At 53.1% G+C, this 26,943-nt stretch carries 28 protein-coding genes and 1 tRNA gene; 10 read left to right on the top strand and 19 right to left on the bottom strand.

Annotated elements, in window-relative coordinates:
- Both KQJ19_RS04510 and ghrA read right to left on the bottom strand, forming a co-directional pair.
- Positions 1–234 (bottom strand): PHP domain-containing protein (locus tag KQJ19_RS04510; protein ID WP_216403377.1); only part of this gene is annotated, 234 nt, incomplete at its 3' end.
- A gap of 86 nt (positions 235–320) precedes the next feature.
- Positions 321–1,259 carry a glyoxylate/hydroxypyruvate reductase GhrA gene (ghrA, locus tag KQJ19_RS04505; protein WP_141875058.1) on the bottom strand — a complete coding sequence of 313 codons (939 nt, stop codon included), beginning with the start codon at positions 1,257–1,259 and terminating at the stop codon, positions 321–323.
- Positions 1,260–1,494: 235 nt separating this feature from the next.
- On the opposite strand from ghrA, the gene KQJ19_RS04500 reads away from it, so the two are divergent.
- Together KQJ19_RS04500 and KQJ19_RS04495 are read left to right on the top strand one after the other, a co-directional pair.
- A tRNA-Ser gene (locus KQJ19_RS04500) sits at positions 1,495–1,582 on the top strand.
- 368 nt (positions 1,583–1,950) lie between these two features.
- The gene (locus KQJ19_RS04495; protein ID WP_049283245.1) at positions 1,951–2,319 is read left to right on the top strand and encodes a hypothetical protein; all 369 of its coding nucleotides are present in this window, start codon (positions 1,951–1,953) and stop codon (positions 2,317–2,319) included.
- A 57-nt stretch (positions 2,320–2,376) separates the two neighbouring features.
- On the opposite strand, the gene phoH is transcribed toward KQJ19_RS04495, so the two are convergent.
- The 6 genes from phoH to putP all read right to left on the bottom strand — a co-directional run bounded on the left by phoH (position 2,377) and on the right by putP (position 8,718).
- Positions 2,377–3,165, bottom strand: coding sequence for a phosphate starvation-inducible protein PhoH (gene phoH, locus KQJ19_RS04490; protein ID WP_016152592.1), 789 nt, complete (start codon positions 3,163–3,165; stop codon positions 2,377–2,379).
- Complete coding sequence (locus tag KQJ19_RS04485) at positions 3,144–3,440, bottom strand: hypothetical protein (protein ID WP_016152591.1); 297 nt, start codon at positions 3,438–3,440, stop codon at positions 3,144–3,146. Before KQJ19_RS04485 ends, phoH begins: the two co-directional genes overlap by 22 nt.
- Before the next feature lie 246 nt (positions 3,441–3,686).
- Positions 3,687–4,970: an iron uptake transporter deferrochelatase/peroxidase subunit gene (gene efeB / locus KQJ19_RS04480; protein ID WP_216403376.1), complete on the bottom strand. Its 1,284-nt coding sequence runs from the start codon at positions 4,968–4,970 to the stop codon at positions 3,687–3,689.
- Between the two features lie 5 nt (positions 4,971–4,975).
- Positions 4,976–6,103 (bottom strand): iron uptake system protein EfeO, encoded by a 1,128-nt coding sequence (gene efeO, locus KQJ19_RS04475; protein WP_047501089.1) that lies wholly within the window; start codon positions 6,101–6,103, stop codon positions 4,976–4,978.
- A gap of 58 nt (positions 6,104–6,161) precedes the next feature.
- Positions 6,162–6,995 (bottom strand): iron uptake transporter permease EfeU, encoded by an 834-nt coding sequence (efeU, locus tag KQJ19_RS04470; protein WP_019076441.1) that lies wholly within the window; start codon positions 6,993–6,995, stop codon positions 6,162–6,164.
- A gap of 214 nt (positions 6,996–7,209) precedes the next feature.
- Positions 7,210–8,718 (bottom strand): sodium/proline symporter PutP, encoded by a 1,509-nt coding sequence (gene putP / locus KQJ19_RS04465; RefSeq protein WP_016152586.1) that lies wholly within the window; start codon positions 8,716–8,718, stop codon positions 7,210–7,212.
- 422 nt (positions 8,719–9,140) lie between these two features.
- Between putP and putA the strand changes: the two genes are divergently transcribed.
- Together putA and KQJ19_RS04455 are read left to right on the top strand one after the other, a co-directional pair.
- Positions 9,141–13,103: a trifunctional transcriptional regulator/proline dehydrogenase/L-glutamate gamma-semialdehyde dehydrogenase gene (gene putA / locus KQJ19_RS04460; RefSeq protein ID WP_019076440.1), complete on the top strand. Its 3,963-nt coding sequence runs from the start codon at positions 9,141–9,143 to the stop codon at positions 13,101–13,103.
- A gap of 59 nt (positions 13,104–13,162) precedes the next feature.
- Positions 13,163–13,558 carry a lysozyme inhibitor LprI family protein gene (locus KQJ19_RS04455; RefSeq protein ID WP_216403375.1) on the top strand — a complete coding sequence of 132 codons (396 nt, stop codon included), beginning with the start codon at positions 13,163–13,165 and terminating at the stop codon, positions 13,556–13,558.
- Here the strand turns inward: KQJ19_RS04455 and rutR are convergent.
- The 3 genes from rutR to KQJ19_RS04440 all read right to left on the bottom strand — a co-directional run bounded on the left by rutR (position 13,555) and on the right by KQJ19_RS04440 (position 15,505).
- The gene (rutR, locus tag KQJ19_RS04450; RefSeq protein WP_016156165.1) at positions 13,555–14,193 is read right to left on the bottom strand and encodes an HTH-type transcriptional regulator RutR; all 639 of its coding nucleotides are present in this window, start codon (positions 14,191–14,193) and stop codon (positions 13,555–13,557) included. The genes KQJ19_RS04455 and rutR overlap by 4 nt on opposite strands.
- A gap of 58 nt (positions 14,194–14,251) precedes the next feature.
- The gene (locus KQJ19_RS04445; RefSeq protein WP_016156164.1) at positions 14,252–15,166 is read right to left on the bottom strand and encodes a DMT family transporter; all 915 of its coding nucleotides are present in this window, start codon (positions 15,164–15,166) and stop codon (positions 14,252–14,254) included.
- 165 nt (positions 15,167–15,331) lie between these two features.
- The gene (locus tag KQJ19_RS04440) at positions 15,332–15,505 is read right to left on the bottom strand and encodes a general stress protein (RefSeq protein ID WP_003036022.1); all 174 of its coding nucleotides are present in this window, start codon (positions 15,503–15,505) and stop codon (positions 15,332–15,334) included.
- Between the two features lie 386 nt (positions 15,506–15,891).
- Here KQJ19_RS04440 and wrbA point away from each other — a divergent pair, with 386 nt between their 5' ends.
- Together wrbA and KQJ19_RS04430 are read left to right on the top strand one after the other, a co-directional pair.
- Positions 15,892–16,488, top strand: coding sequence for an NAD(P)H:quinone oxidoreductase (gene wrbA, locus KQJ19_RS04435; protein ID WP_003832057.1), 597 nt, complete (start codon positions 15,892–15,894; stop codon positions 16,486–16,488).
- Positions 16,489–16,508: 20 nt separating this feature from the next.
- Positions 16,509–16,736 carry a YccJ family protein gene (locus KQJ19_RS04430; RefSeq protein ID WP_016152581.1) on the top strand — a complete coding sequence of 76 codons (228 nt, stop codon included), beginning with the start codon at positions 16,509–16,511 and terminating at the stop codon, positions 16,734–16,736.
- Positions 16,737–16,774: 38 nt separating this feature from the next.
- Here the strand turns inward: KQJ19_RS04430 and agp are convergent, their stop codons facing one another.
- The 8 genes from agp to KQJ19_RS04390 all read right to left on the bottom strand — a co-directional run bounded on the left by agp (position 16,775) and on the right by KQJ19_RS04390 (position 23,653).
- Complete coding sequence (gene agp / locus KQJ19_RS04425) at positions 16,775–18,016, bottom strand: bifunctional glucose-1-phosphatase/inositol phosphatase (RefSeq protein ID WP_016156163.1); 1,242 nt, start codon at positions 18,014–18,016, stop codon at positions 16,775–16,777.
- An 87-nt stretch (positions 18,017–18,103) separates the two neighbouring features.
- The gene (locus tag KQJ19_RS04420; protein WP_216403374.1) at positions 18,104–18,811 is read right to left on the bottom strand and encodes a winged helix-turn-helix domain-containing protein; all 708 of its coding nucleotides are present in this window, start codon (positions 18,809–18,811) and stop codon (positions 18,104–18,106) included.
- A 69-nt stretch (positions 18,812–18,880) separates the two neighbouring features.
- The gene (locus KQJ19_RS04415; RefSeq protein ID WP_049271386.1) at positions 18,881–19,636 is read right to left on the bottom strand and encodes a sulfite exporter TauE/SafE family protein; all 756 of its coding nucleotides are present in this window, start codon (positions 19,634–19,636) and stop codon (positions 18,881–18,883) included.
- 134 nt (positions 19,637–19,770) lie between these two features.
- Positions 19,771–20,277 carry a protein disulfide oxidoreductase gene (locus KQJ19_RS04410; RefSeq protein WP_016152577.1) on the bottom strand — a complete coding sequence of 169 codons (507 nt, stop codon included), beginning with the start codon at positions 20,275–20,277 and terminating at the stop codon, positions 19,771–19,773.
- On the bottom strand, positions 20,267–20,890 hold the full coding sequence (locus KQJ19_RS04405; protein ID WP_046274457.1) for a DsbA family protein: 624 nt from the start codon (positions 20,888–20,890) through the stop codon (positions 20,267–20,269). The genes KQJ19_RS04410 and KQJ19_RS04405 overlap by 11 nt, the downstream gene beginning before the upstream one ends.
- Positions 20,887–22,767 (bottom strand): protein-disulfide reductase DsbD domain-containing protein, encoded by a 1,881-nt coding sequence (locus KQJ19_RS04400; protein ID WP_200079564.1) that lies wholly within the window; start codon positions 22,765–22,767, stop codon positions 20,887–20,889. Before KQJ19_RS04400 ends, KQJ19_RS04405 begins: the two co-directional genes overlap by 4 nt.
- Before the next feature lie 48 nt (positions 22,768–22,815).
- Entirely contained in the window at positions 22,816–23,178 is a 363-nt protein-coding gene (locus tag KQJ19_RS04395) for a hypothetical protein (RefSeq protein ID WP_016152574.1), read from the bottom strand.
- 70 nt (positions 23,179–23,248) lie between these two features.
- Complete coding sequence (locus tag KQJ19_RS04390) at positions 23,249–23,653, bottom strand: VOC family protein (protein ID WP_200107615.1); 405 nt, start codon at positions 23,651–23,653, stop codon at positions 23,249–23,251.
- 397 nt (positions 23,654–24,050) lie between these two features.
- Here KQJ19_RS04390 and dsbA point away from each other — a divergent pair, with 397 nt between their 5' ends.
- The 4 genes from dsbA (at position 24,051) to KQJ19_RS04370 (ending at position 26,902) form a co-directional block, all read left to right on the top strand.
- Positions 24,051–24,674 (top strand): thiol:disulfide interchange protein DsbA, encoded by a 624-nt coding sequence (gene dsbA, locus KQJ19_RS04385; protein ID WP_131348280.1) that lies wholly within the window; start codon positions 24,051–24,053, stop codon positions 24,672–24,674.
- A 206-nt stretch (positions 24,675–24,880) separates the two neighbouring features.
- On the top strand, positions 24,881–25,801 hold the full coding sequence (cbpA, locus tag KQJ19_RS04380) for a curved DNA-binding protein (RefSeq protein WP_016152571.1): 921 nt from the start codon (positions 24,881–24,883) through the stop codon (positions 25,799–25,801).
- Positions 25,801–26,094 (top strand): chaperone modulator CbpM, encoded by a 294-nt coding sequence (gene cbpM, locus KQJ19_RS04375; protein ID WP_016152570.1) that lies wholly within the window; start codon positions 25,801–25,803, stop codon positions 26,092–26,094. The genes cbpA and cbpM overlap by 1 nt, the downstream gene beginning before the upstream one ends.
- A 121-nt stretch (positions 26,095–26,215) precedes the next feature.
- Positions 26,216–26,902, top strand: a complete 687-nt coding sequence (locus KQJ19_RS04370) for a Crp/Fnr family transcriptional regulator (RefSeq protein ID WP_094762255.1) — start codon at positions 26,216–26,218, stop codon at positions 26,900–26,902.
- Positions 26,903–26,943: the final 41 nt, after the last annotated feature.

Below are 26,943 nucleotides of genomic sequence, written 5' to 3'. Positions count from 1 at the left end.
ATTCTTAATATTCGCCTCGATACCGCGCAGGATCCCTACGCCATCGACGATACGAGGCCAAATGCGCATATTAATAAAGTGCCAGTGATGAGGCGCATCCGCCATGTCCGGTCCATGATCGGTTATGGCAAACAGCTTGATGCCTTTGCGATGGGCTTCGGCGATGTAATCACTTAAGGTGCTGTAGGCGTGGGTACTGGCGACGGTATGCATATGCAGGTCAACGGGATACATAACTCTCTCCTGTAGTCATTTTCCGTCAAGGATAGCAGGTATCGTCGCCATTTATTAGCTCAAACCCGGCACTTGCCGGGTTACCATCAATATCCCCGAACGCGATCGACCTGACCCGTTACGGATTTCCCACTTTCCAGGTCCAAAATCGTACGGGAGATGTAGTCCACCGCCTCTGCCGGGCGTGTTACCGCGGCGATATGCGGCGTCATTGCCACACGCGGATGTTTCCATAGCGAGCTGGTTTCCGGCAGCGGTTCACGGCTATAGACATCCAGCATGGCACCTTTTACTTTGCCGCTGTCCAGCGATGCCAGAAGATCGTCTTCATTGAGATGAACGCCGCGCGCCAGGTTCAGCACGTAAGCGCCATCCTGCAATTGGCTGAGTAAATCAGCGTTAATAATGCCTACGGTTTCTGCCGTATTAGGCAGGAGGTTGATCAGCACGCGAGTTTGACTCAAAAACGCGCCCAGTTCCTCGGTACCGGCGAAGCTTTCCACACCAGACCAGGATTTACGCGTACGACTCCAGCAGCGTAGCGGGAACCCCCATGCTTGCAGACTTTCTGCAACTTTTGCACCTAAAACACCAGCGCCCATGATCCCGACGCTAAACTCATCGCGGGTATATTCTGGCAACGGTTGCCATTTCGCCTGGTTTTTTAATGCCTGGTAGTCATCAAAGCGACGGAACCAGTGCAATACCTGACTAACCGCATATTCCTGCATTTGCAGGCCCATCCCCGTATCTTCCAGACGGAAAAGCGGGATCGACGCATCCAACATTTCCGGATGAGCGTTTAGTTTACTGAGAATAGAATCGACGCCCGCACCCAGCGCAAATACGGCTTTTAATTTTCGTCCGGCGAGCATTTCAACCGGAGGATGCCAGACCAGCGCGTAGTCAGCATGCGCATTATCACCTGCCTTCCACTCACGGACCCGCGCGCCAGGTATGGCCTTTGTCAGCGCATTAAGCCACCAGGTTGTATCGAATGTTGGGTGATAGAAAATTATATCCATAGCGTCTCCTGAACATTGTTATGCGGAACGTACTCGCACTTATAATCATCATTTTTCGAGGGAACATCAGAGTAGCAAATTTTAGGGTGCTGGCAAAAAAAACAATTCCCGCTTATTTAAGCTGCATATTGATTGAAGTTTGTGTAAATGCACGTTTTTTTCAAAAAGTTGATTGACGCCGGAGCGGTATTTCCCTAAATTAGCGCCCGTTCCGGTAGCACAGGGACAACAATATGGTGAGGTGTCCGAGTGGCTGAAGGAGCACGCCTGGAAAGTGTGTATACGGCAACGTATCGGGGGTTCGAATCCCCCCCTCACCGCCATATTCGAGAAAAAGCTCGTACGCAAGTACGGGCTTTTTTTTCGCATGTTGCACGCCTGCGGGGGGATGAGAAACCCCGACCGGGGGTCGACAACTGGCGCAGCCAGTTGGACAGACCGGGAGCATCGCGAACGGGCTGCCCGAAGGGCGAGCGAAGCGAGTCAATCCTCCCCTCACCGCCATATTCGAGAAAGAGCTCGTACGCAAGTACGGGCTTTTTTTTCGCATGTGACCCGTCCTGAATAGCGTTAACCTGTAGGTCTGATAAGCAACGTGCTATCAGGCATCATCCCCCGCCCCGTTGCACATTATCTAAACCACTCTTATGCTGTAACTACCGCTTTCTCAAGCAATCAGGAAAATAACGGCATGTTAAACATAGAAGGAACTTTGCTTGATGAGATCATGTCGCAGGCAGACGAAGCAGGATTTATTCCCTTAAAGGTTTTCTCGCGAAAAATCCTCAAACGTACACCGAATGAAATAAATACGTTTTTCGATCCTGACAGCCGATTCTACGAAGAGTATCAGCGAACGGTTATTTGCAACGTCAGGCATAACGTCACCATTAAAAAAACCTACACCAGCAATGGGATCTTACGAAAAGAAACTACGGAAGGTGGGATTTATAAGGATGACCTACTGACCTTTCTGGCACAAGCGCTAAAGAAAATAGACCAAAATAACCAGTTGTTTGACCAGGCCTGCGCCAACTACTGGAGCAGCAAAAGAAAGTAATCTGCTGACGTTAAATAACAAAGCCCGGTTTCCCGGGCCTTGAAGACGGAGTACTTATCAGTTGTAAGCATTGAGCGTCCGCTGACAGAGTGCCGAACGGACGCAATCGTCTTTATTGAAACGAACAATTCCAACCATATCATCTTCTTCGAAACGGGCCAGCGCATCGCTTAGCCCTGAGCGAACGTGGGCGGGTAGATCGCACTGGGTCACATCCCCGTTCACAATCACCGTCACATTCTCCCCGAGGCGAGTCAAAAACATCTTCATCTGTGCTGCAGTAACATTCTGAGCCTCGTCAAGAATGACCACTGCATTTTCAAATGTGCGTCCACGCATATAAGCGAATGGCGCGATTTCCACCTTACCAATCTCAGGCCGCAGGCAATATTGCATGAAGGAGGCGCCCAGACGTTTCACCAGCACGTCATACACTGGACGAAAATAAGGCGCAAACTTCTCGGAAACATCTCCAGGTAAGAAGCCGAGGTCTTCATCAGCTTGCAGAACTGGACGGGTTACAATGATCCTGTCCACGTCTTTGTGGATCAGGGCCTCTGCTGCTTTTGCCGCGCTGATCCAGGTTTTACCACACCCGGCTTCACCGGTAGCGAAGATCAGCTGTTTACTCTCGATAGCATTCAGGTACTGGGCCTGAGCTTCATTCCGCGCCGTGATTGGCGTGGCGTCGCGACTATCACGCGCCATACCAATCGCTTCTACGCCGCCCATCTGCACAAGCGAGGTGACCGATTCATCTTCACGTTGTTTATGGCTACGCGAATCCCGCCTCAGCACACGTTTTGCTTCACGACGAGCTTTGATCACTGCTTTTTGTCTTCCCATGGATAGCACCTTGAGTTGTAGGTATACATCACACGCGCCGTTGGCGGCACGATTATGCGCACGAACATCTGAGGGTTGGCTTCCTTGTAAGCCATTGCTTGCTTTCGGATAAGACGCCACACACGGCTACGCGCACCGTACAAGGTGTCAGTTACGAAGATAAGAAGTGAAAGGGAGAGAGATTTAGCGGTGACGAGGTGGCTACCGGAAGAGAAACGTCCGCGTAACGTACTGCAGCTACTGTGAAAAATGTGTCCAATACAGGACTTTTCCATCGCGATCTCCATAGTGAACGACTATCACCGCCGGGAACTACCGCTGTTTCTTATAATTACATCATAATCTTTCGTTAATGCAACAATATTTTTACTTGTCGTTAACTTAAATTCTATCTAATCACCAAAGACAGTCTCTTGCAGAGAGATGACAGAATTATTTCAGTCTCGTACCGATCATAAAAAATAATTTGTTCATTCATACAGATGTCAGGAAAAGCCCCGCTGTACAACGGGGCGTAATCATCAGGCTTCGAGCAGAGACTGTCCCAGATATTGATCTGCGGTTTTGACACCCGGCAAAGCAAAGAAGTAGCCCCCACCAATTGGTTTGACATACTCTTCCAGCGCTTCACCGTTGAGGCGTTTCTGCACAGTCAAAAAGCCTTTTTCCAGATCGTGTTGATAGCAGACAAACAACAGTCCCATATCCAGTTGACCGGATGGGGTCACACCGAGCGAATAGCTGTAGCCACGTCGCATCATCAGGCTGGTCTCGGTCTCTTTCGTGCGCGGATTCGCCAGGCGGATATGACTGTCGAGCGCAATCACCTCACCCTCGGGATCGCTGGCATAGTCAGGCACATCGTGCTCGTGCTGCATACCCAGCGGCGCGCCGGTGTGTTTATCTCGACCAAATATCGTTTGCTGCTCTTTCAGCGGCGTACGATCCCAGAACTCGACGCGAAACTGAATGAGCCTGACGGCCTGATAGCTACCACCTTGCGCCCAGACAGGTTCGCCCTGCCCGTCCGTAACCCACACCACATCCTGCATCAACTTCGTATCCGTCGCGTCCGGATTCGCGGTGCCGTCCTTAAAGCCAAGCAAGTTGACCGGGGTCTCTTTGCCTTTGCTGCGCGCGGCATGGTCGGAAATAAACCCTTCACGTTTCCAGCGCACGCTAAGGAGATCGGGCGTATGTTTAATGATATCGCGCAGTGCATGGATAACGGTGTCCTGCGTGTTGGCACAAATCTGCACCAGCAAATCACCATGGCACAGCGCCGCATCCAGCGAATCATTCGGGAAGCGGGTCATTTTTTGCAGCTTTTTCGGCATCTGCGATTTCAGGCCATAACGTTCATCAAATAGCGAGGCGCCGACTGACAACGTCATCGTCAGGTTGTCTGGCGCAATGTATGCGCCGAGGATACCGGAATCCATAGGGGGCAAACGCGGATTCGGCGTATCCGGCGCCGGCCCGCCCGTGGTCAGAAACGCAAATCGGGCGGTCAGCAAGCGGAACAAGCGTTCCAGATCAGCCTTATCGCTGGCGAGAACATCGAACGCCACCAGCATCATCGATGCCTGCTGTGGCGTCAGGATCCCTGCCTGATGCTGACCATAAAACGGCTGCGCTTCACTACGCGCATCGGGGGACAGCGTTCCCGGCGCACTTTGTGGTTTTTGCGCGTGGGCAACCGGACATCCACCCGCCAGCGCCAGCGCCCCACCCAGGGCGCCCATCCCTTTCAGTAAACGTCGGCGTGAAGGTTCGCTCACGCCGTTTTCATTATCTTGCTGCATTTTGCTTAATCCAGACCCAGAACACCGCGTAATTGCGACAAGTCTTCCGCCAGCGTCGTGATTGGCCCTTTCAGCGCATTGCGATCGGCGTCGGTCAGTTTGTCATAGGTTTCAAAACCGTCTTTGGTACGGTACTTGCTCAGAATGGTATCGACTTTTTTGAAGTTCACATCCACCTTCGCCAACAGCTCAGCATTGGATTTTTGTAACTGAGGGCGCAGGAGATCGACGATTTTCTGCGCGCCATCGATATTGGCCTGGAAATCCCACAGATCGGTATGGCTGTAGCGATCCTCTTCTCCGCTGATTTTGCTGGCAGCGACTTCTTCAATCAGTCCTGCTGCCCCGCCAACCACTTTTGACGGTGGGAAGGCCAGTTCGCTAATACGCGTTTGCAGGTCAAGAACATCGCGGTTTAATTGGTCGGCATACTTGTCCATGCCTTTGGTGGTGTTGTCGCCGAACAACGCTTTCTCCAGGCGGTGGAAGCCGGTGAATTTAGGATCGGCGGCTTTTTGCTCATAATCATCTTCACGCGCATCGATACTGCCGTCGAGATCGGAGAACAGTTCAGCAATCGGTTCAATACGCTCATAATGCTGACGGGTTGGCGCATACAGCGATTTCGCTTTTTCCAGATCGCCAGCTTTAATCGCATCGGTGAATGCTTTGGTGCCCGCAACCAGTTGTGCAGTTTCGGCTGTCACATAGGCTTTGTATTCGGTAATTGCGCCACTTAGGCTCAGCAGAGCATCGCCCTGCGCGGCATCCGCCGTTGCGCTACCTTTTACAATGAGTTTGCCTTTCGGGTTAGTCAACAGACCGCAGGTCATATCATATTCACCTGGCTGCAGGTTAGCTGTCATTTTCTGGCTAAAGCCCGGCGCAATGTTTTCACGTTCTTCAACCACCATAACCCCTTTAAGGATCTCCCACTCCAGCGCTTTCTGGCTGTGGTTCTGGATGATGAACTGCGTTTTCCCAGCGTTAACCGTGATCGTCATCGGCTCACACTGTTTGTCGTTAACCGTGACTTTCACCTGCGGAATATCGGCGGCTTGTGCAGAAAAAGCGGAGGCAAACAGCGCGGCAATACCCAACTGCAGCGCACTACGGCGAAAATTAAACGTCATGACCTATCCCTATAAATAAGTATGTTGTAACTAAGGAGTATTCTGCATCGCGTTTTTATCAGGGTGCGGTACGCGATGCCGTAGTGCCTGAACGCGGCGGCAGTGCAAACATAATCAATGCCGGAATCAGGTAGATAAACCAAATGGCGACTTCACTGACGCTCGGCGCTTCCTGATAGCCGAAAATACCTTCCATCAATGTGCCAAACAGCGAATGCGTTGAAAGCACGCTGCTCATGTCAAACGCCACATCCTGAAAATGATTCCATAACCCGGCTTCGTGGAACGCACGGATGGCCCCAGCAGCAAGACCAGCGGCCACCAGCAAAATGAACAGGCTGGTCCATTTGAAGAATGCCCCGAGGTTGAGGCGAATGCCGCCGAGGTAAATCAGGTAACCCAGTACCACCGCGGTGGCCAGCCCCAGCATCGCACCTAACGGTGGCCAAATGCCTACATCCTGCTGGAATGCCGCCAGCAGGAAGAACACCGATTCCAGCCCTTCACGGGCAACGGCAAAAAAGACCATCATCACCAGAGCCCAGCCGTGATGATTGCCGCGTTGCAACGCGTTATCGACAGCCTGTTCAAGCTGGACTTTGACGTTGCGCGAAACTTTACGCATCCAGAACACCATCCAGGTGAGGATCACCACGGCAATGACCGCCACGATGCCTTCAAACAGCTCCTGCTCCTTTTGCGGAAATTCACCGGTGGTTTCATTGATGAAAACGCCTAACGCCAGGCATAACGCCGCCGCCAGCAGAACACCAATCCACATCACACCAATCCATCGACCACGCTGAGTCCGTTTCAGGTAGCTGGCAATCAGGCTGACTATCAGCGCGGCCTCTAACCCTTCGCGCAACATAATAAGAAATGGAACAAACATGCGAAGAACCCTTAAACGTTATTCTCAGTCAATTGATGAAAAGAAAAGTAAATTACAGTGATAGTGATTATCATTACAGTAAAGAAAAACTCAAGCAGAATGTTTTGAGAATGATGACTTAATGTAAACAGTTAGGCGGGTAACGATTAGGGCGGTTTTGCAGCGGGGACAAATAAAAAAGCCCGCACGCGGCGGGCTTAAGGAGCGAGGCGGATTACTCTGCCTGTAAACGCGATGGCGGAGCTGTGTGATAATGCGCATCAGCCTCGGCAAAACGTTGCTGCATAGCGGCTGAAGGCGCTTTACCCAACAGGCTGAAGACCACAATACCGATACTGCCGAAAATAAAGCCCGGGATGATTTCATACAGACCCAACCAGGCAAACTGCTTCCAGACGATTACCGTCACCGCACCGATAAGCATCCCGGCCAGCGCGCCGTTACGCGTCATACGCGACCACATTACGGAGAACAGAACCACCGGACCAAACGCCGCGCCAAAGCCGGCCCAGGCGTAGCTTACCAGACCAAGCACACGGTTCTCCGGGTTCGCCGCCAGCGCGATAGACACCAGCGCCACAACCAGCACCATGATGCGGCCAATCCATACCAGCTCTTTCTGGCTGGCATTTTTACGCAGGAACGCTTTATACAAGTCTTCGGTGATTGCGCTGGAACACACCAGCAGCTGGCAGCTCAAAGTCGACATCACCGCAGCGAGGATCGCAGACAGCAGAATACCGGCAATCCACGGGTTGAACAGGATTTGCGCCAGTTCAATAAACACGCGTTCGGCGTTCTGGTTAACGGCACCGGCAAGCTGTGGGTTGTTGTTAAAGTAAGCGATACCAAAGAAGCCAACGGCAACTGCACCTGCCAGACACAGGATCATCCAGGTCATACTGATGCGGCGAGCATGAACAATGCTATGGTGAGAATCAGCCGCCATAAAGCGCGCCAGAATATGCGGCTGCCCGAAGTAGCCCAGACCCCAGCCCATCAGGGAAATAATGGCAACAAAATTCAGCCCTTTGAACATGTCCACGTTCTCAATGCTCTTTTGTTTAATCACTTCCAGCGAATCGTCAAACCCACCCACGCCAATGACTACCATTACCGGCGTCAGGATCAGGGCGAAGATCATCAGGCTGGCCTGGACGGTATCGGTCCAGCTTACCGCCAGGAAACCACCGATAAAGGTATAAATAATCGTCGCGGCCGCCCCCGCCCACAGCGCTGTTTCGTAACTCATGCCAAAGGTGCTTTCAAACAGACGCGCCCCTGCCACAATACCGGAAGCACAATAGATGGTGAAAAACAGCAGAATAACCAGCGCGGAGATAATACGCAGAATACGGCTTTTATCTTCAAAGCGACCGGTAAAGTAATCCGGTAACGTCAGCGCATTGTTATTGTATTCGGTATGCACGCGTAAACGTCCGGCCACCAGTTTCCAGTTGATCCACGCACCCAAAATAAGGCCAATAGCGATCCAGCTTTCTGAAATCCCCGACAGGAAAATCGCGCCAGGCAGCCCCATCAGCAACCAGCCGCTCATGTCAGATGCCCCGGCGGATAACGCGGTCACGAATGGACCCAGACTGCGTCCACCCAGAATGTAATCGTCAAAGTTTTTGGTTGAACGCCATGCAATAAACCCTATCAATATCATGCCGAAAATATAGACACAGAATGTCACTAACATCGGTGTGCTAATAGCCATCAAAACTCTCCAAAATTATGTATCAGCAATGCCGTGGCTTGCCGTTTTATTACCCTGCCGGAACGTGGCAAAGATATCTATGTTTACCAGGGCGACCGTATCCTGCCGGAAGCGATGGTCATTCACAATCGATTTAACACACCATTTACATCAAATTTAATCCAGAGTAGATAGCATTTTTCTGTAGGTTGCACTCTCTCACACTTTTTTCGGTTGCACCTTTTAAAAGTGTTAACTACCGCAGAGAAAAAGATTCGGCAACTTTTATAGCCCCCGTCAAAACACTCACGTTTATTAACATTTCATTCATTTCCAAGCTTGCAAACCAAGTCACATTTAACACGGTTGCACAAAGTTGCAACATAGTGGATATTTCTCGGTAACTATCAGACCCGTATTTCAGTACAACAGGAGTAAACGGCATGGGAACCACCACGATGGGGGTTAAGCTGGATGACGCCACTCGCGAGCGTATTAAAACAGCAGCATCACGAATCGATCGCACGCCACATTGGCTGATCAAACAAGCCATTTTTAATTATCTCGAAAGACTGGAAAATGACGACGCGCTTCCTGAACTACCGGCCCTGCTGGCGGGTGCTGCGAATGAGGGCGATGAGTCGACCACGTTGCAAAATGAAGCGCATCAGCCTTTCCTGGAATTTGCCGAACAGATCCTGCCGCAGTCAGTTTCTCGCGCGGCAATCACTGCCGCATACCGCCGCGCCGAAACCGACGCCGTACCGATGCTGATGGAGCAGGCTCGTCTGCCGCAGCCTATCGCCGAGCAGGCGCATAAGCTGGCATACGATCTGGCAGACAAACTACGTAACCAGAAGACCGCCAGCGGTCGCGCCGGGATGGTACAAGGTTTATTGCAGGAATTCTCCCTTTCTTCACAGGAAGGCGTCGCGCTGATGTGTCTGGCCGAAGCCTTGCTGCGTATTCCAGATAAAGCGACCCGCGATGCGTTAATCCGCGACAAGATCAGCAACGGTAACTGGCAGTCGCACATTGGCCGCAGCCCGTCTCTGTTCGTCAACGCGGCGACCTGGGGGCTGTTGTTTACCGGTCGTCTGGTTTCAACGCATAACGAAGCCAGCCTCTCACGCTCACTCAACCGTATTATCGGCAAGAGCGGTGAGCCGCTGGTGCGTAAAGGCGTCGACATGGCCATGCGCTTGATGGGCGAGCAGTTTGTCACCGGGGAGACTATCGCTGAAGCGCTGGCTAACGCGCGTAAACTGGAAGAAAAAGGCTTCCGTTACTCCTATGACATGCTGGGCGAAGCGGCCCTGACCGCCGCCGATGCACAGGCTTATATGGTTTCGTACCAGCAGGCGATCCACGCCATTGGTAAAGCCTCTAACGGGCGCGGTATCTACGAAGGGCCAGGTATTTCCATCAAGCTGTCGGCACTGCATCCGCGTTACAGCCGTGCGCAGTACGATCGCGTGATGGATGAACTCTATCCTCGTCTGAAATCGCTTACTCTGCTGGCACGTCAGTACGACATCGGCATTAATATCGACGCCGAAGAGGCTGACCGACTGGAGATCTCCCTCGATCTGCTGGAAAAACTGTGCTTTGAACCCGAACTGGCAGGCTGGAACGGGATCGGTTTTGTTATCCAGGCCTACCAGAAGCGCTGCCCGTATGTTATCGACTACCTGATTGACCTCGCCACGCGCAGCCGCCGCCGCCTGATGATCCGTCTGGTTAAGGGTGCCTACTGGGATAGCGAAATTAAACGTGCCCAGATGGACGGTCTGGAAGGTTATCCGGTCTACACCCGTAAGGTGTACACCGACGTTTCTTACCTGGCCTGTGCGAAAAAACTGCTTGCCGTACCGAATCTGATCTACCCGCAGTTCGCCACCCACAACGCCCATACGCTGGCGGCGATTTATCAGTTAGCCGGTCAAAACTACTATCCGGGTCAGTACGAATTCCAGTGCCTGCACGGCATGGGCGAACCGCTGTATGAGCAGGTCACCGGCAAAGTTGCGGATGGCAAACTGAACCGTCCATGCCGCATTTATGCACCGGTCGGCACGCACGAAACGCTGCTGGCGTACCTGGTGCGTCGTCTGCTGGAAAACGGCGCCAACACCTCGTTCGTCAACCGCATTGCCGACACGACCCTGCCGCTGGATGAACTGGTTGCCGATCCGGTCGAGGCTGTTGAAAAACTGGCGCAGCAAGAAGGTCAGGCCGGTTTGCCGCATCCGAAGATTGCCCTGCCGCGTGATCTGTACGGTAAAGGCCGCGAAAACTCAGGCGGGCTGGATTTAGCTAACGAACATCGTCTGGCCTCGCTGTCCTCTGCCCTGCTCAACAGCGCGCTACAAAAATGGCACGCTAAACCCATTCTGGAGCACCCGGTTGCTGACGGCGAAATGACGCCAGTCGTTAACCCAGCCGAGCCGAAAGACATTGTCGGTTACGTGCGTGAGGCGACTCACGCTGAAGTAGAACAGGCGTTACAGAACGCAGCGAATAACGCGCCGATCTGGTTCGCCACACCGCCACAAGAGCGCGCCGCCATTTTGCATCGTGCCGCCGTTCTGATGGAAGGTCAGATGCAGCAGTTGATTGGCATCCTGGTACGCGAAGCGGGTAAAACCTTCAGCAACGCCATTGCGGAAGTACGCGAAGCGGTAGACTTCCTGCATTATTATGCCGGTCAGGTTCGCGATGATTTCGATAATGAAACCCATCGACCATTAGGACCGGTGGTTTGTATCAGCCCATGGAACTTCCCGCTGGCCATTTTCACCGGGCAGATTGCCGCCGCGCTGGCGGCGGGTAACAGCGTGCTGGCAAAACCGGCGGAACAAACCCCGTTAATTGCCGCCCAGGGCATCGCTATTTTGCTCGAAGCGGGTGTACCGCCGGGCGTGGTGCAACTGTTGCCTGGTCAGGGTGAAACCGTCGGGGCGCAGCTCACTTCCGATGAGCGCGTACGCGGCGTCATGTTTACCGGCTCAACGGAAGTCGCCACGCTGTTGCAACGCAATATTGCCACCCGCCTTGATGCTCAGGGGCGTCCAATCCCGCTTATCGCCGAAACCGGTGGGATGAACGCAATGATTGTCGACTCCTCCGCGTTGACGGAACAGGTCGTGGTCGACGTTCTGGCTTCAGCGTTTGACAGCGCCGGACAGCGCTGCTCCGCGCTGCGCGTCCTGTGTCTGCAGGACGATGTAGCCGACCATACGCTGAAAATGCTGCGCGGCGCGATGGCGGAATGTCGCATGGGTAATCCAGGTCGCCTGACCACGGATATTGGGCCGGTAATTGATGAAGAAGCCAAAACCAATATTGAGCGCCATATTCAGGCCATGCGCGCCAAAGGACGCCCGGTGTTTCAGGCCGTGCGCGAAAACAGCGACGATGCGCGTGAATGGCAAACCGGTACCTTTATTGCTCCGACGCTGATCGAGCTGGAAAGCTTCGACGAATTACAAAAAGAGGTGTTTGGTCCGGTACTGCACGTCGTGCGCTACACCCGTAACAATCTGGGCAACCTGATTGAGCAAATTAATGCCTCCGGCTACGGCCTGACGCTGGGCGTACACACTCGTATCGATGAAACCATCGCCCAGGTCACAGGATCGGCACACGTGGGGAACCTGTACGTTAACCGCAATATGGTCGGTGCCGTTGTCGGCGTGCAGCCATTCGGTGGCGAAGGCTTGTCTGGTACCGGGCCAAAAGCAGGTGGACCGCTGTATCTGTATCGCCTGCTGGCTAACCGCCCGGAAAATGCGTTAGGCATTACGCTTGCCCGTCAGGATGCAGACTACCCGGTCGATGCGCAGCTTAAAGCTGCACTCGTTCAGCCGCTGGAAGCACTCAGCGAATGGGCAACCGATCGACCCTCGCTGCATGCGCTCTGCCAGCAGTTTGGCGAACTGGCGCAGGCCGGTACTCAGCGTCTGCTGCCAGGACCCACTGGCGAGCGGAATACCTGGACGCTGTTGCCGCGTGAACGCGTACTGTGTATCGCCGATGATGAACAGGACGCGCTGGTACAGGTTGCCGCCGTGGCTTCCGTTGGTAGCTTAATCCTGTGGCCAGATGATGCGTTCCATCGTGAACTGGCAAAACGTCTGCCAGCCGCCGTCTCCGGGCGCATTCAGTTTGCCAAAGCGGACAACATCACTACACAGCCGTTTGATGCCGTTATTTTCCACGGCGATTCCGATCAACTGCGTTCACTGTGCGAAGCGGTAGCTGCCCGCGAAGGGGCGATTGTATCAGTCCAGGGTTTTGCCCGTGGCGAAAGCAATATTCTGCTGGAGAGGCTGTACATTGAACGCTCCCTGAGCGTCAATACCGCCGCTGCCGGGGGGAACGCCAGCCTGATGACAATCGGCTAAGGTTGTGGTTAATTAAGGCTCCGGTAACGGGGCCTTTTTTTATGGATCCAGAGGGAAGCATGAAACGAATCGTACTGACATGTGCAACGCTGCTGTTGAGCGGCCAGGCGCTGGCGGATGACTGCGCCAACGCGAACACTCAGATTGAGCTGAACACCTGTGCGGCAGAGCAGTTTAAGGCGGCCGACACCAAACTTAATGACACTTATCAGAATGCGCTTAAGCGCGCCGCCCCGACCCAGCGCGATTTACTGAAAAAAGCGCAAATCTCGTGGATAACCCTGCGCGATGCGGACTGCGCGTTAATCAGTTCCGGCACCGAAGGCGGTAGCGTCCAGGCGATGATTTCCAGCCAGTGTCTGACGGATAAAACCAACGAGCGTGAAGCGTTTCTCGCCTCACTTTTGCAGTGTGAAGAGGGCGATTTAAGCTGTCCGTTACCGCCTGCCAGTTAACGCACGCGGATCCCTTCAATAATCATCCGCTGCACGCTCTCCACCGTTTGGTTAAAAAAGGCTTCATCACGCAGCGTTGCGCCCGTTACCGCCTCAACCTGTGGGGCAAAGTCGGCGTAGTGCTGGGTTGAAGCCCAAATCATAAAAATCAGATGATGCGGATCGACCGGAGCCAGTTTCCCACTTTTGATCCAACCGGCAATCAGCGCCGATTTCTCATCAATTAGCGTTTTGAGATCGCCCGTTAATTCAGCCATCAATAAAGGCGCACCTGCCAGCATCTCCATACAAAATAGCCGTGAAGCCTGAGGGTAATCGCGCGACACTTCCAGCTTAAGGCGAATGTATTCTTTAATGGCCACCAGCGGCGCAAAGTCTTCGCGAAAAGCCTTCAACGGAGCCAGCCAGACGTCGAGGATTTGCCGCAAAACGGCAATATAGAGCACCTCTTTTGACGGGAAGTAATAAAGCAGATTCGTTTTTGACACACCCGCCTGCTCAGCGACCTGTTCGAGACGCGTGCCGTGGATCCCATATTGGGAGAAGATATTTAATGCCGCGGTTAATATGGCCTGGCGTTTTGCACTGACGGCCTGCGAGCGCTTACCTGTTTTTTTCTCTGCGCGTTGGACCATGCGCCCTCTCCTTCTTGTGAGGGCGTCAGCATACCAAATCACGCGGTGAATGGTTAAATTAAAGCGACTCCGGCGGTGCCTCTTGCACTCCCCCTTTTTTCTTTTTGAACTTCAGTTCGCTGACCAGCACGCCAACAATAATGAATGCTGCGCCGAGCAAAGCCAGTAGCGGTAAGCGCTCCCCCGCAAGGCGACCAAAGATCCCCGCCCACACCGGCTCACCGGTATAAATGACCGTCGCGCGCGTCGGCGAAACGCTGCGCTGTGCCCAGTTCATGGTGACCTGAATAATCGCACTGAAAATCCCCAATCCCAGCGCCACCACCAGCAATCCCGTAGACATCGGCGGCACGGACTCTCCGGCCGGAGCCATGGCAATAAACGCCACTATCGAAGCGGTTGCCAGTTGTACCACCGTTACCCGCCGCACATCCACTTTTCCCGCCCACGCGCTAATCAGGATAATTTCTGCCGCAATCGCCACCGCGCCGGCGAGGGTGATCCACTCTCCTTCACCTAAAGCCAGCAAATTGCCTCCTGGTCCGGCGAGAAAAATCAACCCGATAAAGGCCAGCACAATGCCGACACACGGCATCAGGCCGGGCATACGCCCCAGACACAGCCATTGTAAAAGCGGGACCAACGGTACGTACATCGCGGTAATAAACGCCGATTTACTGCTGGGAATAAACTGTAGCCCCCAGGTTTGCAGACTATAGCCCAACGCAATTGCGATACCGATCGCAACGCCTGCTTTGACTTCCAGCCACGTCAGTTTATGCAATGTGCGTAGTGACAAAAGCGCGACCGCCAGCGCAGCGGTGGCAAAACGCACGCCGACAAAGAAAAAAGGTCCGCTCAGGGTAACGGCATATTGCACGGCCAAAAACGTGCCACCCCAGAACATAGTGATCACAATGAGGATCGCTTCCTGAGGTTTAACAGAGAAGGAATAACGAGAAAGTAATGACATGAGACACCCGATTAACTGAATGTCGTTAGTCTGCGTTGCGTTTTGTTACAGTTCAACCTTGCAGACAAAAAAAACCGCCGGAAGAAACCGGCGGCGGTGGGTGGCTACGTAACGTCTGACTCTGATCCTCAGCCGTCACGGCATATCTGACAGCTAGCCCGGCAATTACGATTTGTTGTTGCCGTGGCTATTTTTGCCCCCTTTTTTGCCTGCCTCTGAAGCGCGTTGCGGGTCATTCTTAAAGTTGCCCCCGCTGTGCTGGCCACCTTTTCGACCTGCTTCTGATGCTCTTTCGCGATCTTCCGCAAAGTTGCCGGAACCGCCTCGATGGTTTGCCATTACTGACCTCCGTCATTGATTAGACATCATATTGCATAGGTACTGAGGAGTGATACCTCACGCAGCGTTACGGGCGATACCCTGAAAATAACTGCGTGGGATTAAGCATAGTGAAGCGTGGCCTGAGCAGCCGCTAACTGTAATATCCTGCAACAGGATTGGCGGTGATAGAGAAATAATCACAGCAAGAAATCAATAAGTCTTTCTTATGACTACCAAATTCCACCTGGTTAAATATGTATCATTTTGCAACAAGAGAAGTTGTTATAAAAATTGTTATAAATCAAAGAAGTGATTGTGAAATTTGCACTCCTGACAGTACGTCATATCTTTAAAGGTAGGTAGCGAGTCGCTACGGACACGGTTAACTCGAGGAGTAGTGTAAAATGGCAAAAGTTCTGGTGCTTTATTATTCCATGTACGGACACATTGAAACTATGGCCCATGCAGTCGCAGAAGGCGCAAATAAGGTTGATGGCGCGGAAGTGATTATTAAGCGCGTACCAGAGACCATGCAGCCGGAGATTTTCCTCAAAGCTGGCGGCAAAACACAAAACGCACCAGTCGCAACCCCGCAAGAACTGGCAGATTACGATGCCATTATTTTTGGTACCCCCACACGCTTTGGCAATATGTCCGGTCAGATGCGCACCTTCCTCGACCAGACTGGCGGGCTGTGGGCTTCAGGCGGCCTGTACGGCAAACTCGCCAGCGTATTCAGCTCGACAGGAACCGGCGGCGGTCAGGAACAAACCATTACATCAACCTGGACTACGCTTGCTCACCATGGGATGGTGATTGTGCCTATCGGTTACGCGGCGCAGGAGCTGTTTGATGTTTCTCAAGTTCGCGGCGGTACCCCTTACGGCGCAACCACCATCGCCGGAGGCGACGGCTCTCGCCAGCCAAGTCAGGAAGAATTATCTATCGCCCGCTATCAGGGTGAATATGTCGCAGGTCTGGCAGTAAAACTCAACGGCTAATCTTCAACAGGAGGATTCGAATGCCAACTCAAGAAGCGAAAGCCCATCGCGTCGGCGAATGGGCAAGTCTGCGCAATACATCGCCGGAAATAGCCGAAGCCATTTTTGAAGTCGCGCATTATGACGAGAAACTGGCGGAAAAAATTTGGGAAGAAGGTAGCGACGAGGTGCTCATCAAAGCCTTTAAGAAAACAGACAAAGATTCGCTCTTTTGGGGTGAACAGACTATCGAACGCAAAAACGTCTAGCGCTCAGACTCCCCCGCGAACACGGGGGAGTTTTTCTTTTACTTAGCCGCCTCATTCAACACGCTGTCGAACTTATCTATCGGGCAAAAGCCATCCGCATCTATCGGACACCCTTTCAGCTCCAGCGTTACGCGCTGCGCCGGGGATTTCAGGGTCAGAACGTCAGCATTACGCAACTGCTGCGAGCTCTGATACACGTACTCGATTTTCATCAGATCACGATTCGCGTTGCTGTCATGCCAGCGCTGGAAGACAATCTTCCCGCCAATCGGCGTACGCTCGTTCTGATCGTGAAGCTGGTACGGTTTGAAATCCAGCGCGGTGAGCAGCGATGCGATGTTTGAGTCATGCCCCACCAGCACGGTTATTTTTGGCGCTTTTACGCGTTCAGTAACCAGCGCATTATCAATATACTTCACCAGCGGTTTGGCGACGTTCTGCGCCACTTCCGGGGAGGTGAACAGGCTGTCCTGATAGCCATTTTTCAGCTTCGACAGAACCTTCCACTGTTGATCGGATTTAATCTCGCCCCAGGCGACCTTATCCATCGGGAAGCCTTCGTAATATTGCAGCGTGAAGGCATCAACCAGCGAATTCCCGACCTTCAGCGGCCCCGAAACCCCAGGCTCCTGCTGGTATTTCGCGCTAAACGTATCTTTAGCATCGGTCAGGGAACACTGCTGTTTTTCTTTGCAGGACGGTGAGTCTTTGTAGTCGGTCATTTGCTCAAGCAACTGATAGCTGTCGTTGAGCTGCATTTGGCTACGCTCTTTCTCCATTGCCTGAACCGCCTGCTGGCTGAAGGCGGCGGAATCATCGGTGATCACCGGGTTAAAGGTGGGATCCATGGTGCCCATTTTTTCCTGATGATGGACCGGGACGTCGCAACCCGGGAAAGCACCGGTGACAAAGAACTGCGCCGTCGCGACCGTACGCTGCAGGCTGTTAGCATAGGTATAGACCGTACCCGGCGCCGGACATTCGCCCGATTTCACCATCCCCTGCTCTGCCAGCCACTCTCGCATATAGTGGCCCATATAGATTTCCAGCACGCCGCCTTTGGTGGTGAGTTGCCCGCCGGGGACATCCCATTCTGGCCATTGTTTGGGGGTGGACTGCTCAAGAACACTGCCATTATTGGCTAAAGGTGCGCGTAAGTTATGCCGACTCATCATCAATACTTGCTGAAGCTGATAGCCTTCCGGCGCGGTCTGCGCCTGCGCGGCGGTTGACATTAATACAGCCCCTGCCACGGCTGCGGCGATTAACGATTTATTCATCCCTACGACCTCTTGTTGTTATCAATCACAACAGAGTGTGACAGAAATATGACATATTTCCCGGAACGCTTTCGCAAAACGCACCATCTACGGTGTCGTTTTAATACCGAACTCGGTTTCTAATTTGCGAATGCCAAGCGGGGTGAAGGTGACGCGGCGACCACTCAGCTCCGTTTTTATCCATCGTTTTTCAATCAACCAGCGTAGCAGCGATGCGCCAAGCACGCCGCCGGGATGGTAACGTCGTTCACTCCAGTCCAGACAACCGCAGGTTAATTTCCGCCGCGATGCGCTCGCAGCCAGGACAATCCCCATTTGTGCCAGTTTTTCCTGCCCAAGAGACGTCAGCGTTTCACCATCCGGCGTTAACCACTGACGGGAAACCAGCGTATCGAACAGCCTCACCGCCACCTCGCCAGCGAGATGATCGTAGCAGGTTCGGGCATGTCGTAAGCCTGGCGGCGTCGTGATTTTTCGTGGCGTTGATGTAGCCCACGCCACGCCCATCAGACGCTCCAGCAGTTCAGCGATATCGGAGCCTGCAAGGCGAAAATAACGATGCCTGCCCTGCGCGAGCGTCACAACAAAACGTTGTTCACACAGACGCGCCAGATGCGCACTGGCGGTCGACGCTGACACATCCGCCACTGCGCTGAGCTCGGTCGCGGTCCAGGCGCGGCCATCCATCAGGGCGCACAACATTCGCGAGCGCGATTTATCGGCCATCGCCGCCGCGGTGAGCGCCATTCGCGACTCCAGAGCGCCCTCTTCCTCACTTAACATCACTGATGCCATAGCGACCTCTTTGACCCTGAATGTCTGAATTAACGATGCCATGAATGCGTTCTAAAGTCACCGCACAGCTCACACCGCACGCAGCATCATCTCGATACCCAACCCGACCAAACAAAACAGAAAACAGCGTTTAAACACGAGCGGAGAAATAACCCGTCGTACACGGGTTCCTAACCACTGACCAATCAGCGCAGGAACAATGGCCAAAGCCGATAAGCTCAACGACTGTACGGGCAGCGCGTTGTGCCACCACAGACCAAGCGCCAAAGCCAATGTCGAAAACGTAAAAGAGATCCCGAGCGCCTGAACCAGTTCATCTTTCTCAAAACCCAATGACTGGATCCAGGGCACGGCGGGCATCACAAATACACCGGTTCCGCCAGTCAATAAGCCAGTAACAAATCCTATGACGAGGGAGTACGGTTTTTCATGCTGCGGAGCCACTGCGATTTTCTTTCCGGCCAGCGTCCAGATAGCGTAAGCCACCAGCGCCACGCCGAGCGCAAACTGGGTACGGGTGGTATCGCCGCCGGTAATCCAGGCGCTGGCAAACAGTGTCGCCACCACCACCGTCAATAACATTGGCCACAGTCGTTTGACTAATTGACGCGTATTTCCGCCACCGCCAAACTGAAACAGATTGCTAATCAGCGAAGGCAACAGCAGCATGGCCGCCGCCGCAACCGGCGAAATAAGCGATCCGAGGATCCCCATAGCCACGGTGGGCAATCCCATACCAGTGACGCCTTTTACCATCCCGGCGAGGACAAACGTGGCGGCAATCATCATCACCAGAGCGGGCCCAAACGCTAACGAACTCGTCATGTTGCACTTTCCTGAAAAAGAGAAGATGACCCATTCTGGACGTTAATCGCGGTGCTCGCTTCGCCAGGCAACGAAATATGTCTTCCCTCTTACGGGTAATAATATAAAAAATGCCGGGTTTCCCCGGCACATTATCAGAACGTTTTTGCCCACCACAGCCGCAGCTTCATGCCCCAGTAGCTGGTCCAGCCGCTGGTTGTTGACACCACCCGACCTTGTGACACTACCACCAGCGTGGGCGTGACGCTAATCGCCCAACTGCGGGAGATTGCCCCGTTCGCATCATTGATGACCGGAAAGTCCACGCCTTTACGCGACAGCCAACGAGACACCTCAGCTTCACTGCCGGAGCGTAACGCAATGGTCATCACGTTTTCCCCTTCCGAACGCAGCCTGGCGACTTCCGGCGTCGTGAAGCGGCAAACGCCGCACCAGCTCGCCCAGAAATAAAGCAGCACCGGCTCGTCTTTGCTGAGCGCCGCCAGCGTGACGGTTTCACCATCCAGCGTTTGCAAAGGCGTGCTGTCAAAAGATCCAGGGAGCTGCGGCGCGCGCCAGACATCCATCAGCAGCATCGCCCCTGCCAACAGCGCCAGTAAGATCAGCCCTTCGCGCAGCCAGCGGCGCAGTTTACTGAGCATTGGCCGCCGCCAGCTTTTCTTTGACCACTTCCTCAAGGGTTTCCCACGGCACCGCACCGGGAATAAGCTCATCACCAATAATCGTTGCGGGGGTGCCCTGCACGCCCACCAGTCGCGCCAGTTGCAGGTTAGTGCTTAGCGTTTCAGCACTTTGGGCATCCAGCGTCACCGGACTGGCTCCCGATTTTTCCTGTGCCTGTTTGATACTGACGTCGGTATGGTAACCCTTTTTCTGCATCAGTTTTTCATGTAGCGCCAGAAACTGCTGCGGATGCTCAAGCCAGGTAGTCAGCACGGTCCGCGCCGCCAGTTCCGAACTTTCCCCTTTAAACGGCAGCGGTTTAATCACTACCGCCACGTCAGGATATTTCTGCACAATTTTTTCCAGCATGGGATCCAGTTGCTTGCAGTACGGGCAGTTGTAATCGGTGAAGTTTATCAGGGTCAGTTTCGCCTGCTTAGCGCCAATCCGTGGGCTGTTGGGATCGTTAAACAGGGCCTCCTGGATTAACGCTTCAATTTGCTTTTCCTGTTCCGGTGTAAACGGTGCAGGTTCTTTAGCTACGCTGACGGCAGAAAATAGGGTTAACAGCAGAACAATCATTATTTTCATGGGGTTACTCCTTTGGCGTCGGTCAACGTTTGCAATACCGCATCGCGGGTTAACAACGTTGGTAACGCCTGGCCTTCCGGCAGACCGGGGCCATAAATTTGGTTATACGGCACAGCAACCTGGCCGCGTTTTTTCAGAAATTCGGTGATGGCTTCAGAAGGGAGCGTCCAGTCGCCGCGCAGCGCCACTACATCCGGCTGTTGCAACGCGGCCTGTACGTCATCTTTATGCAACACGTTGTATTTGTTGACCTTACAAGTGATGCACCAGTCGGCAGTGACGTCAATGAACACACGCTTATGTTGCGCCAGCGCATCCTCAATCGCCTGCTCGCTAAGCGGTTGCCAGTTCACGCTTTCTTTAGCGCTAGCGTGTCCGGCCAGCCCTAAATGTGGGAGCAGCAACGTCGCAAGCCAGATAGCCGAACCCAGCATCATGACACCGAGAAGACGCCGCAAACTATTCATCCAGCGTCCCGGACGCGGCAAACGCAGCGCCAGACCGGGACGCAGAGCCACCAGCAGCCACGGCAAGCTCATCCCCAGGCCAAGTGCGATAAACAGTCCCCACAACGTTGGCAGCGAAGCGGTCAATGCCACCGCTACCGCTGTTCCCAGAAACGGGGCGCTGCACGGCGTGGCAAGCAGGGTCGCAAATGCGCCTTGCCAGAAATGTCCCGACAAGCCGTTGCCACCGCGAGTCGCCAGCGTGGTGGTCATCGCCGAAGGCAGGCGGAATTCAAACCACCCGAACAGGCTGGCGCTGAACGTCAGCATCACTACGACCATGACGCCAATGAACCACGGGTTCTGAAACTGGATCCCCCAGCCCAGCGCCTGATTGGTTAAACGTAGCACTGTCATCAATAGCGCCAGGGCCATAAAGGAGACCAGGATCCCGGCTACCGATGCGAGGAATTGACGGCGGATCTGGCGACGGCTTTTTTCCTCAACCAGCAAAATAGAGCCCAGTTTCATGCCGAGAACCGGTAACACACAGGGCATCAGGTTGAGGATCAAACCGCCCAGCAGCGCCATTAGCACCACCTGCCACAATGGGAGTGAGGCGTTCTCAATAACCGGGGCTTCGCCAATCGCAAGACGACTTTCCTGGGCAACACCGTTATCTGCCAGCACCAGCGTGACCGACTTACCGCGTAAATCCGGCGCGCCTTCCCCCCAACCGTCATGAACGGGTACCGTGGCGCGTAACGTCTCACCTGCGACGTGAATTTGCGGCATGCCAAAATCAGCATCATCAACGGCGTCCAGATACAGCCCAGGCGCAGTCCAGCCTCCCGCGCGGTAAGCCTCGACGACCAGCTCGCCGGCCCGTGCGCCAGCGCGCAAAGTATCGGTCAGGCCGCTGGCTAGCGGGATCTGCCCCATTGCCTGAGCATAGTCATGCGCAAAAGTCGGGTCCTGGGTCGTGGAGGTCACGGAAAAAGGAAAATCCGTCAACAGGCAAACGTTGCTACAGGTGGATAGCGTCAAAACACCGCTAAGCGTGGCGGGCGATCTGCCGCGCACAACCATCGGGAATGTCACATTATCGTGATAGCCCTGGGTTGTGATATTAGCGACCTCAAAGCGTGCAGGGGTTGGCCAGAACCAGTCGACCGCAGGCATTTCCCCTTGCCAGGCGATAGATGGCGCGACGCCTCCCTCGCCCGGCGAACGCCAGTAGGTTTTCCAGCCGTCCTCCAGTTTAACATCCAGCAACAGACGAGTTTCGCCGCCTGAGGACGTATCAGCGCGTAACCGCACGCTGGCGTGATCGTTATCGGGTGAACGCAGCCAGCCGGGTTCAGCCGCCCAGGATACGGGCAGCCATAGCAATAACAGACAGAGCAGCGCCTGCCTGAAAACAGTCATCATATATTTTCTCCGTGAATAATTATCTAACAGTCAGCAACGGCTGTTCTGTCATTCACGGAAGACGCAAAATCGCAGATGTACCCTTAGCGTAGGCGGCGAGATGGCTCGCGGTGGGAAAAAAGGCAGACGAAACGCCCGCACTGGCGCCAGCAGCGACAGCAGCAGACACAGCACCAGAATAGCGCCTTCGAACAGTACCGGGGGCGCCGCCAGTAATGATTTCGCGCTCAGTTCACAAGGGGTAACGGACGAGGCCTCATCGGTCTGCGCTTGTGCGCTTACGACCACGCTTGTGGCAACGGTGTCCATCTGCAACGCGTGCAGGCCCGCCATGCGTTGTGCGGTACAAACCATCACCACAACACATGCCAGACAGAGGAACCACCATCCCATCCGTTGACGTTTCGCCATTATACCCTCACTGATTGATGCGAGTTATCTTAACCACTCACCAGGTTTTGGCAACCTTTGCGCTGTAAAGTTATGTCCTGTCATCGGCAGGATATACCGCGATTTCAATCAGATTGAGATCGGGATCTCTGACATAAACCGAGCGAATCGGTCCCATCGCACCGGTTCGTGCAACCGGTCCCTCAACAATATCAATTCCGTGCGTTTGAAACGTGGCTATCACCTCATCCAGCGCACGCGTGGTGATAAAACACAAATCCAGCGCCCCCGGCGTTGGCGCGTGAGCTTTGGGTTCAAACTCTTTTCCCCGAATGTGGAGGTTAATTTTCTGATTGCCAAAGACGAAGGCTTTCCGCCCTTGCGCGAAGGTTTCCAGCCTCATCCCTAAAAGTTCGACATAAAAACGAACGCATGCCTCTTCATTATTGGAGGTCAATACCAGATGATCCAGGTGGTCAATCATAGCGATATCCATTTTGGTTGCTCATCACTGACACTTACCCTATTCATTCACACGCTACAAGAAAAAGAGAATCTTACGGCTGCGTTGACAGAACATAGCGCAACGCGTTGCGGCTCACGTTTTATAAATCAAATGATAATTAATCATATTTCCGTTTTTATTTATTACAATATAACATTGCCAAAGTAATTACGAAAATATCACGGAAGTGATCATTCACTATTTACGAAGAGTACCAAAGGATATTCGCAGAACAGTACATAAATACTGTCCCGCTACGTATTGATGCGTAAATGAAAGTAAGGGTCAGCGCATTTTTAGGTGATTATCGTATTATAGCCCGACGCAATGAAGAGCGTATTCATTCGCAGAAAATTTGTTTATTGAATGTTATTTAGAGTATATGGAAATGAAAAAATATTTATTACCCCTGATTGGGTTACTTTTTACCTTTTGCGCTCAGGCAGCACCATTTACCGACGGCAAAGAGTTTATCTCACTGGAAAAACCCGTCGCTTCAGCCCCGGCAGCGCTGAAGTTTTTCTCGTTCTATTGTCCTTCCTGCTATCAGTACGATGAAGTTTTTGAAATCACTGATAACGTGAAAAAAGTTTTGCCTGCTGACGTCAAACTCACCGAATACCACGTCGACTTTTTAGGCCCTCTGGGGCAAGACATGACGCACGCCTGGTCCGTCGCCATGCTGTTGAACGTGCAAGATAAAGTTAAACCGTTGCTTTTTGATGCCGTGCAGAAAAAACAAACCATTAAATCGGCGGACGATATTCGTAACGTATTTATCAGCGCGGGCGTCAGTGCCAGTGATTATGATGCCGCATGGAATAGTTTTGCCGTGAAATCACTAACCGCCAAACAGCAAGAAATGGCTAAAGCCGTAGATTTAACCGGGGTGCCCGCCATTTTTATCAACGGTAAATATATGATCAATCCGAAAGGACTGAAATCTGATGACCTTAACGCGTTCGTACAAAACTATGCTGATACGGTCCGCTTCCTGATCACTAAATCCTGATGTTTAGCTAATCTCACTATTCGCACCACACAACAGACGCCATAACGTTAAAAAGCGCTGTTGGTGGTGCAACGCCCGCATCGTTTATAGCAATATCCTCCCTTCCCGGTTGGCATTCTCTGTTATCAGGATTACCCTAAACTTAGCGGTGATACCTGTTGTCAGGGTTCACCTTCTGCAAGTGTTGATTTACACGAGAGAACGCTATGGAATTAAAGGATTATTACGCCATTATGGGCGTGAAACCGACAGACGATCTCAAGACAATCAAGACCGCCTATCGTCGACTCGCCCGTAAATATCATCCTGATGTCAGCAAAGAGACTGACGCGGAGGCCCGGTTTAAAGAGGTTGCTGAAGCCTGGGAAGTCCTGAGTGATGAACAGCGACGCGCCGAGTACGACCAGTTGTGGCAGCACCGCAACGACCCACAGTTCAACCGTCAATTCCAACAAGGAGAGAATCAACGCTATAACGCCGAAGATTTCGACGATATCTTCTCCTCCATTTTTGGTCAGCATGCGCAACAGTCTCGCCAGCGTCATGCCAGCCGCGGGCACGATATTGAAATTGAAGTCGCCGTATTCCTCGAGGAAACGCTTACTGAGCATAGCCGCACGATCAGTTACACCCTGCCGGTTTACAATGCGTTCGGCATGGTCGAACGTGAAATTCCTAAAACGTTGAATGTGAAAATTCCGGCCGGCGTCGGTAACGGTCAGCGTATTCGTCTGAAAGGCCAGGGCACCCCCGGTGAAAACGGCGGGCCAAACGGTGATTTGTGGCTGGTGATTCATATCGCGCCACATCCGCTGTTCGATATCGTTAATCAGGATCTGGAAGTGGTCGTTCCCCTGGCGCCGTGGGAAGCCGCGCTGGGCGCGAAAGTAACCGTTCCGACGTTAAAAGAGAGCATCCTGCTGACCATTCCTGCGGGCAGCCAGGCCGGGCAGCGGTTACGCATTAAGGGCAAAGGTCTGGTAAGTAAAAAACATACCGGCGATTTGTATGCGGTGATCAAAATCGTCATGCCGCCGAAACCTGACGACGCCAGCGCCGCCCTGTGGCAGCAGCTGGCGGATGCACAAAAGACCTTTGATCCGCGCAAAGAGTGGGGGAAAGCATAATGGCTAACGTCACCGTCACCTTTACTATTACCGAGTTTTGTCTGTACACCGGTGTGTCAGAAGAAGAGCTACATGAGATTGTCGGCTTAGGGGTGATAGAACCTCATGAAGACGAGACTTTTGACGATCATGCGCTGACCGTCATGCGTCGCGCGATACGCCTGCGTCAGGAGTTGGAACTTGACTGGCCGGGAATTGCCGTTGCGCTGACGTTGCTGGAAGAGAACGCTCAACTGCGGCAGGAAAACCGCCTGCTGCGCCAGCGACTGTCTCGCTTTATCAGCCATCCTTAGTGTGTCAAGGCCAGCATGGTGCTGGCCCTTTTATTATCTGCAACCCGCTCTTAATGACATTGCGCAGCAGATGGCATACAGTCAGCGATAAGAATTATCTCAAACAATAAGACGTTGAGCCATGCAGCTTAAGCCCCTCACAAAAGGTCGTTTTCACAATATCTGGCAGCAAGATGATGCCTTAATTGAGAAGATATTCCAGGAGTTGCTCTCTGAAACACAGATTATCCAGGAAGATGACTATCTTTACCGCCAGGGACAGGTAGTCGATCGACTAATCATGGTGCAGTCAGGAAGAATTTCTCTGCGTTATAGCGCGGAGAATGGTCGCCGTTTTCAACTGGGAGCAATGGAATGTGATGAGCAACTGTTTGGCGAAATGGAGTTTTTTACCGGGTATCGTTGCCAGCTTGATATCGTAGCCGAAGAACCGCTGACCGTGGCGGTATGCAGCTGTGACCGTCTGGAGGAAGCGCTGAACCAGCACCCCAGACTGGCGATATTTTTCGCCAGCGCAATGGCCGTTGATTATCAGGATATGCTGGAAATCTTCCTGCACCGGATGCTCTATCCTATCGTACATAACGTAGCGTATGACCTGTATCGCCAGCATCAGGACAAGCAGCCAATGGATGGTTTTCATAAAAAATACCAGGAAGCTGAGCGATTCGGCACCACCGACCGGGTCTATCGGCGGGCGGTGAAAGCGCTGACGGATGCCGGACTGGTAACACGTACGAAGCAAGGACTGGAGATTAAGGATCTGGATGGGCTGCGTAAATTTCTCGGCAATGACATCATTGACTGACACACCAACCCTGGCAAACGGAGCATTGGTGTGTCATTTCA

Origin of the sequence: Citrobacter sp. S46_ASV_140 (assembly GCF_018919545.1) — a bacterium.
Lineage (GTDB): Bacteria > Pseudomonadota > Gammaproteobacteria > Enterobacterales > Enterobacteriaceae > Citrobacter > Citrobacter braakii.
The sequence above is the reverse complement of the archived record's forward strand: the minus strand, read 5'-3'. Positions and strand labels throughout refer to the sequence as shown.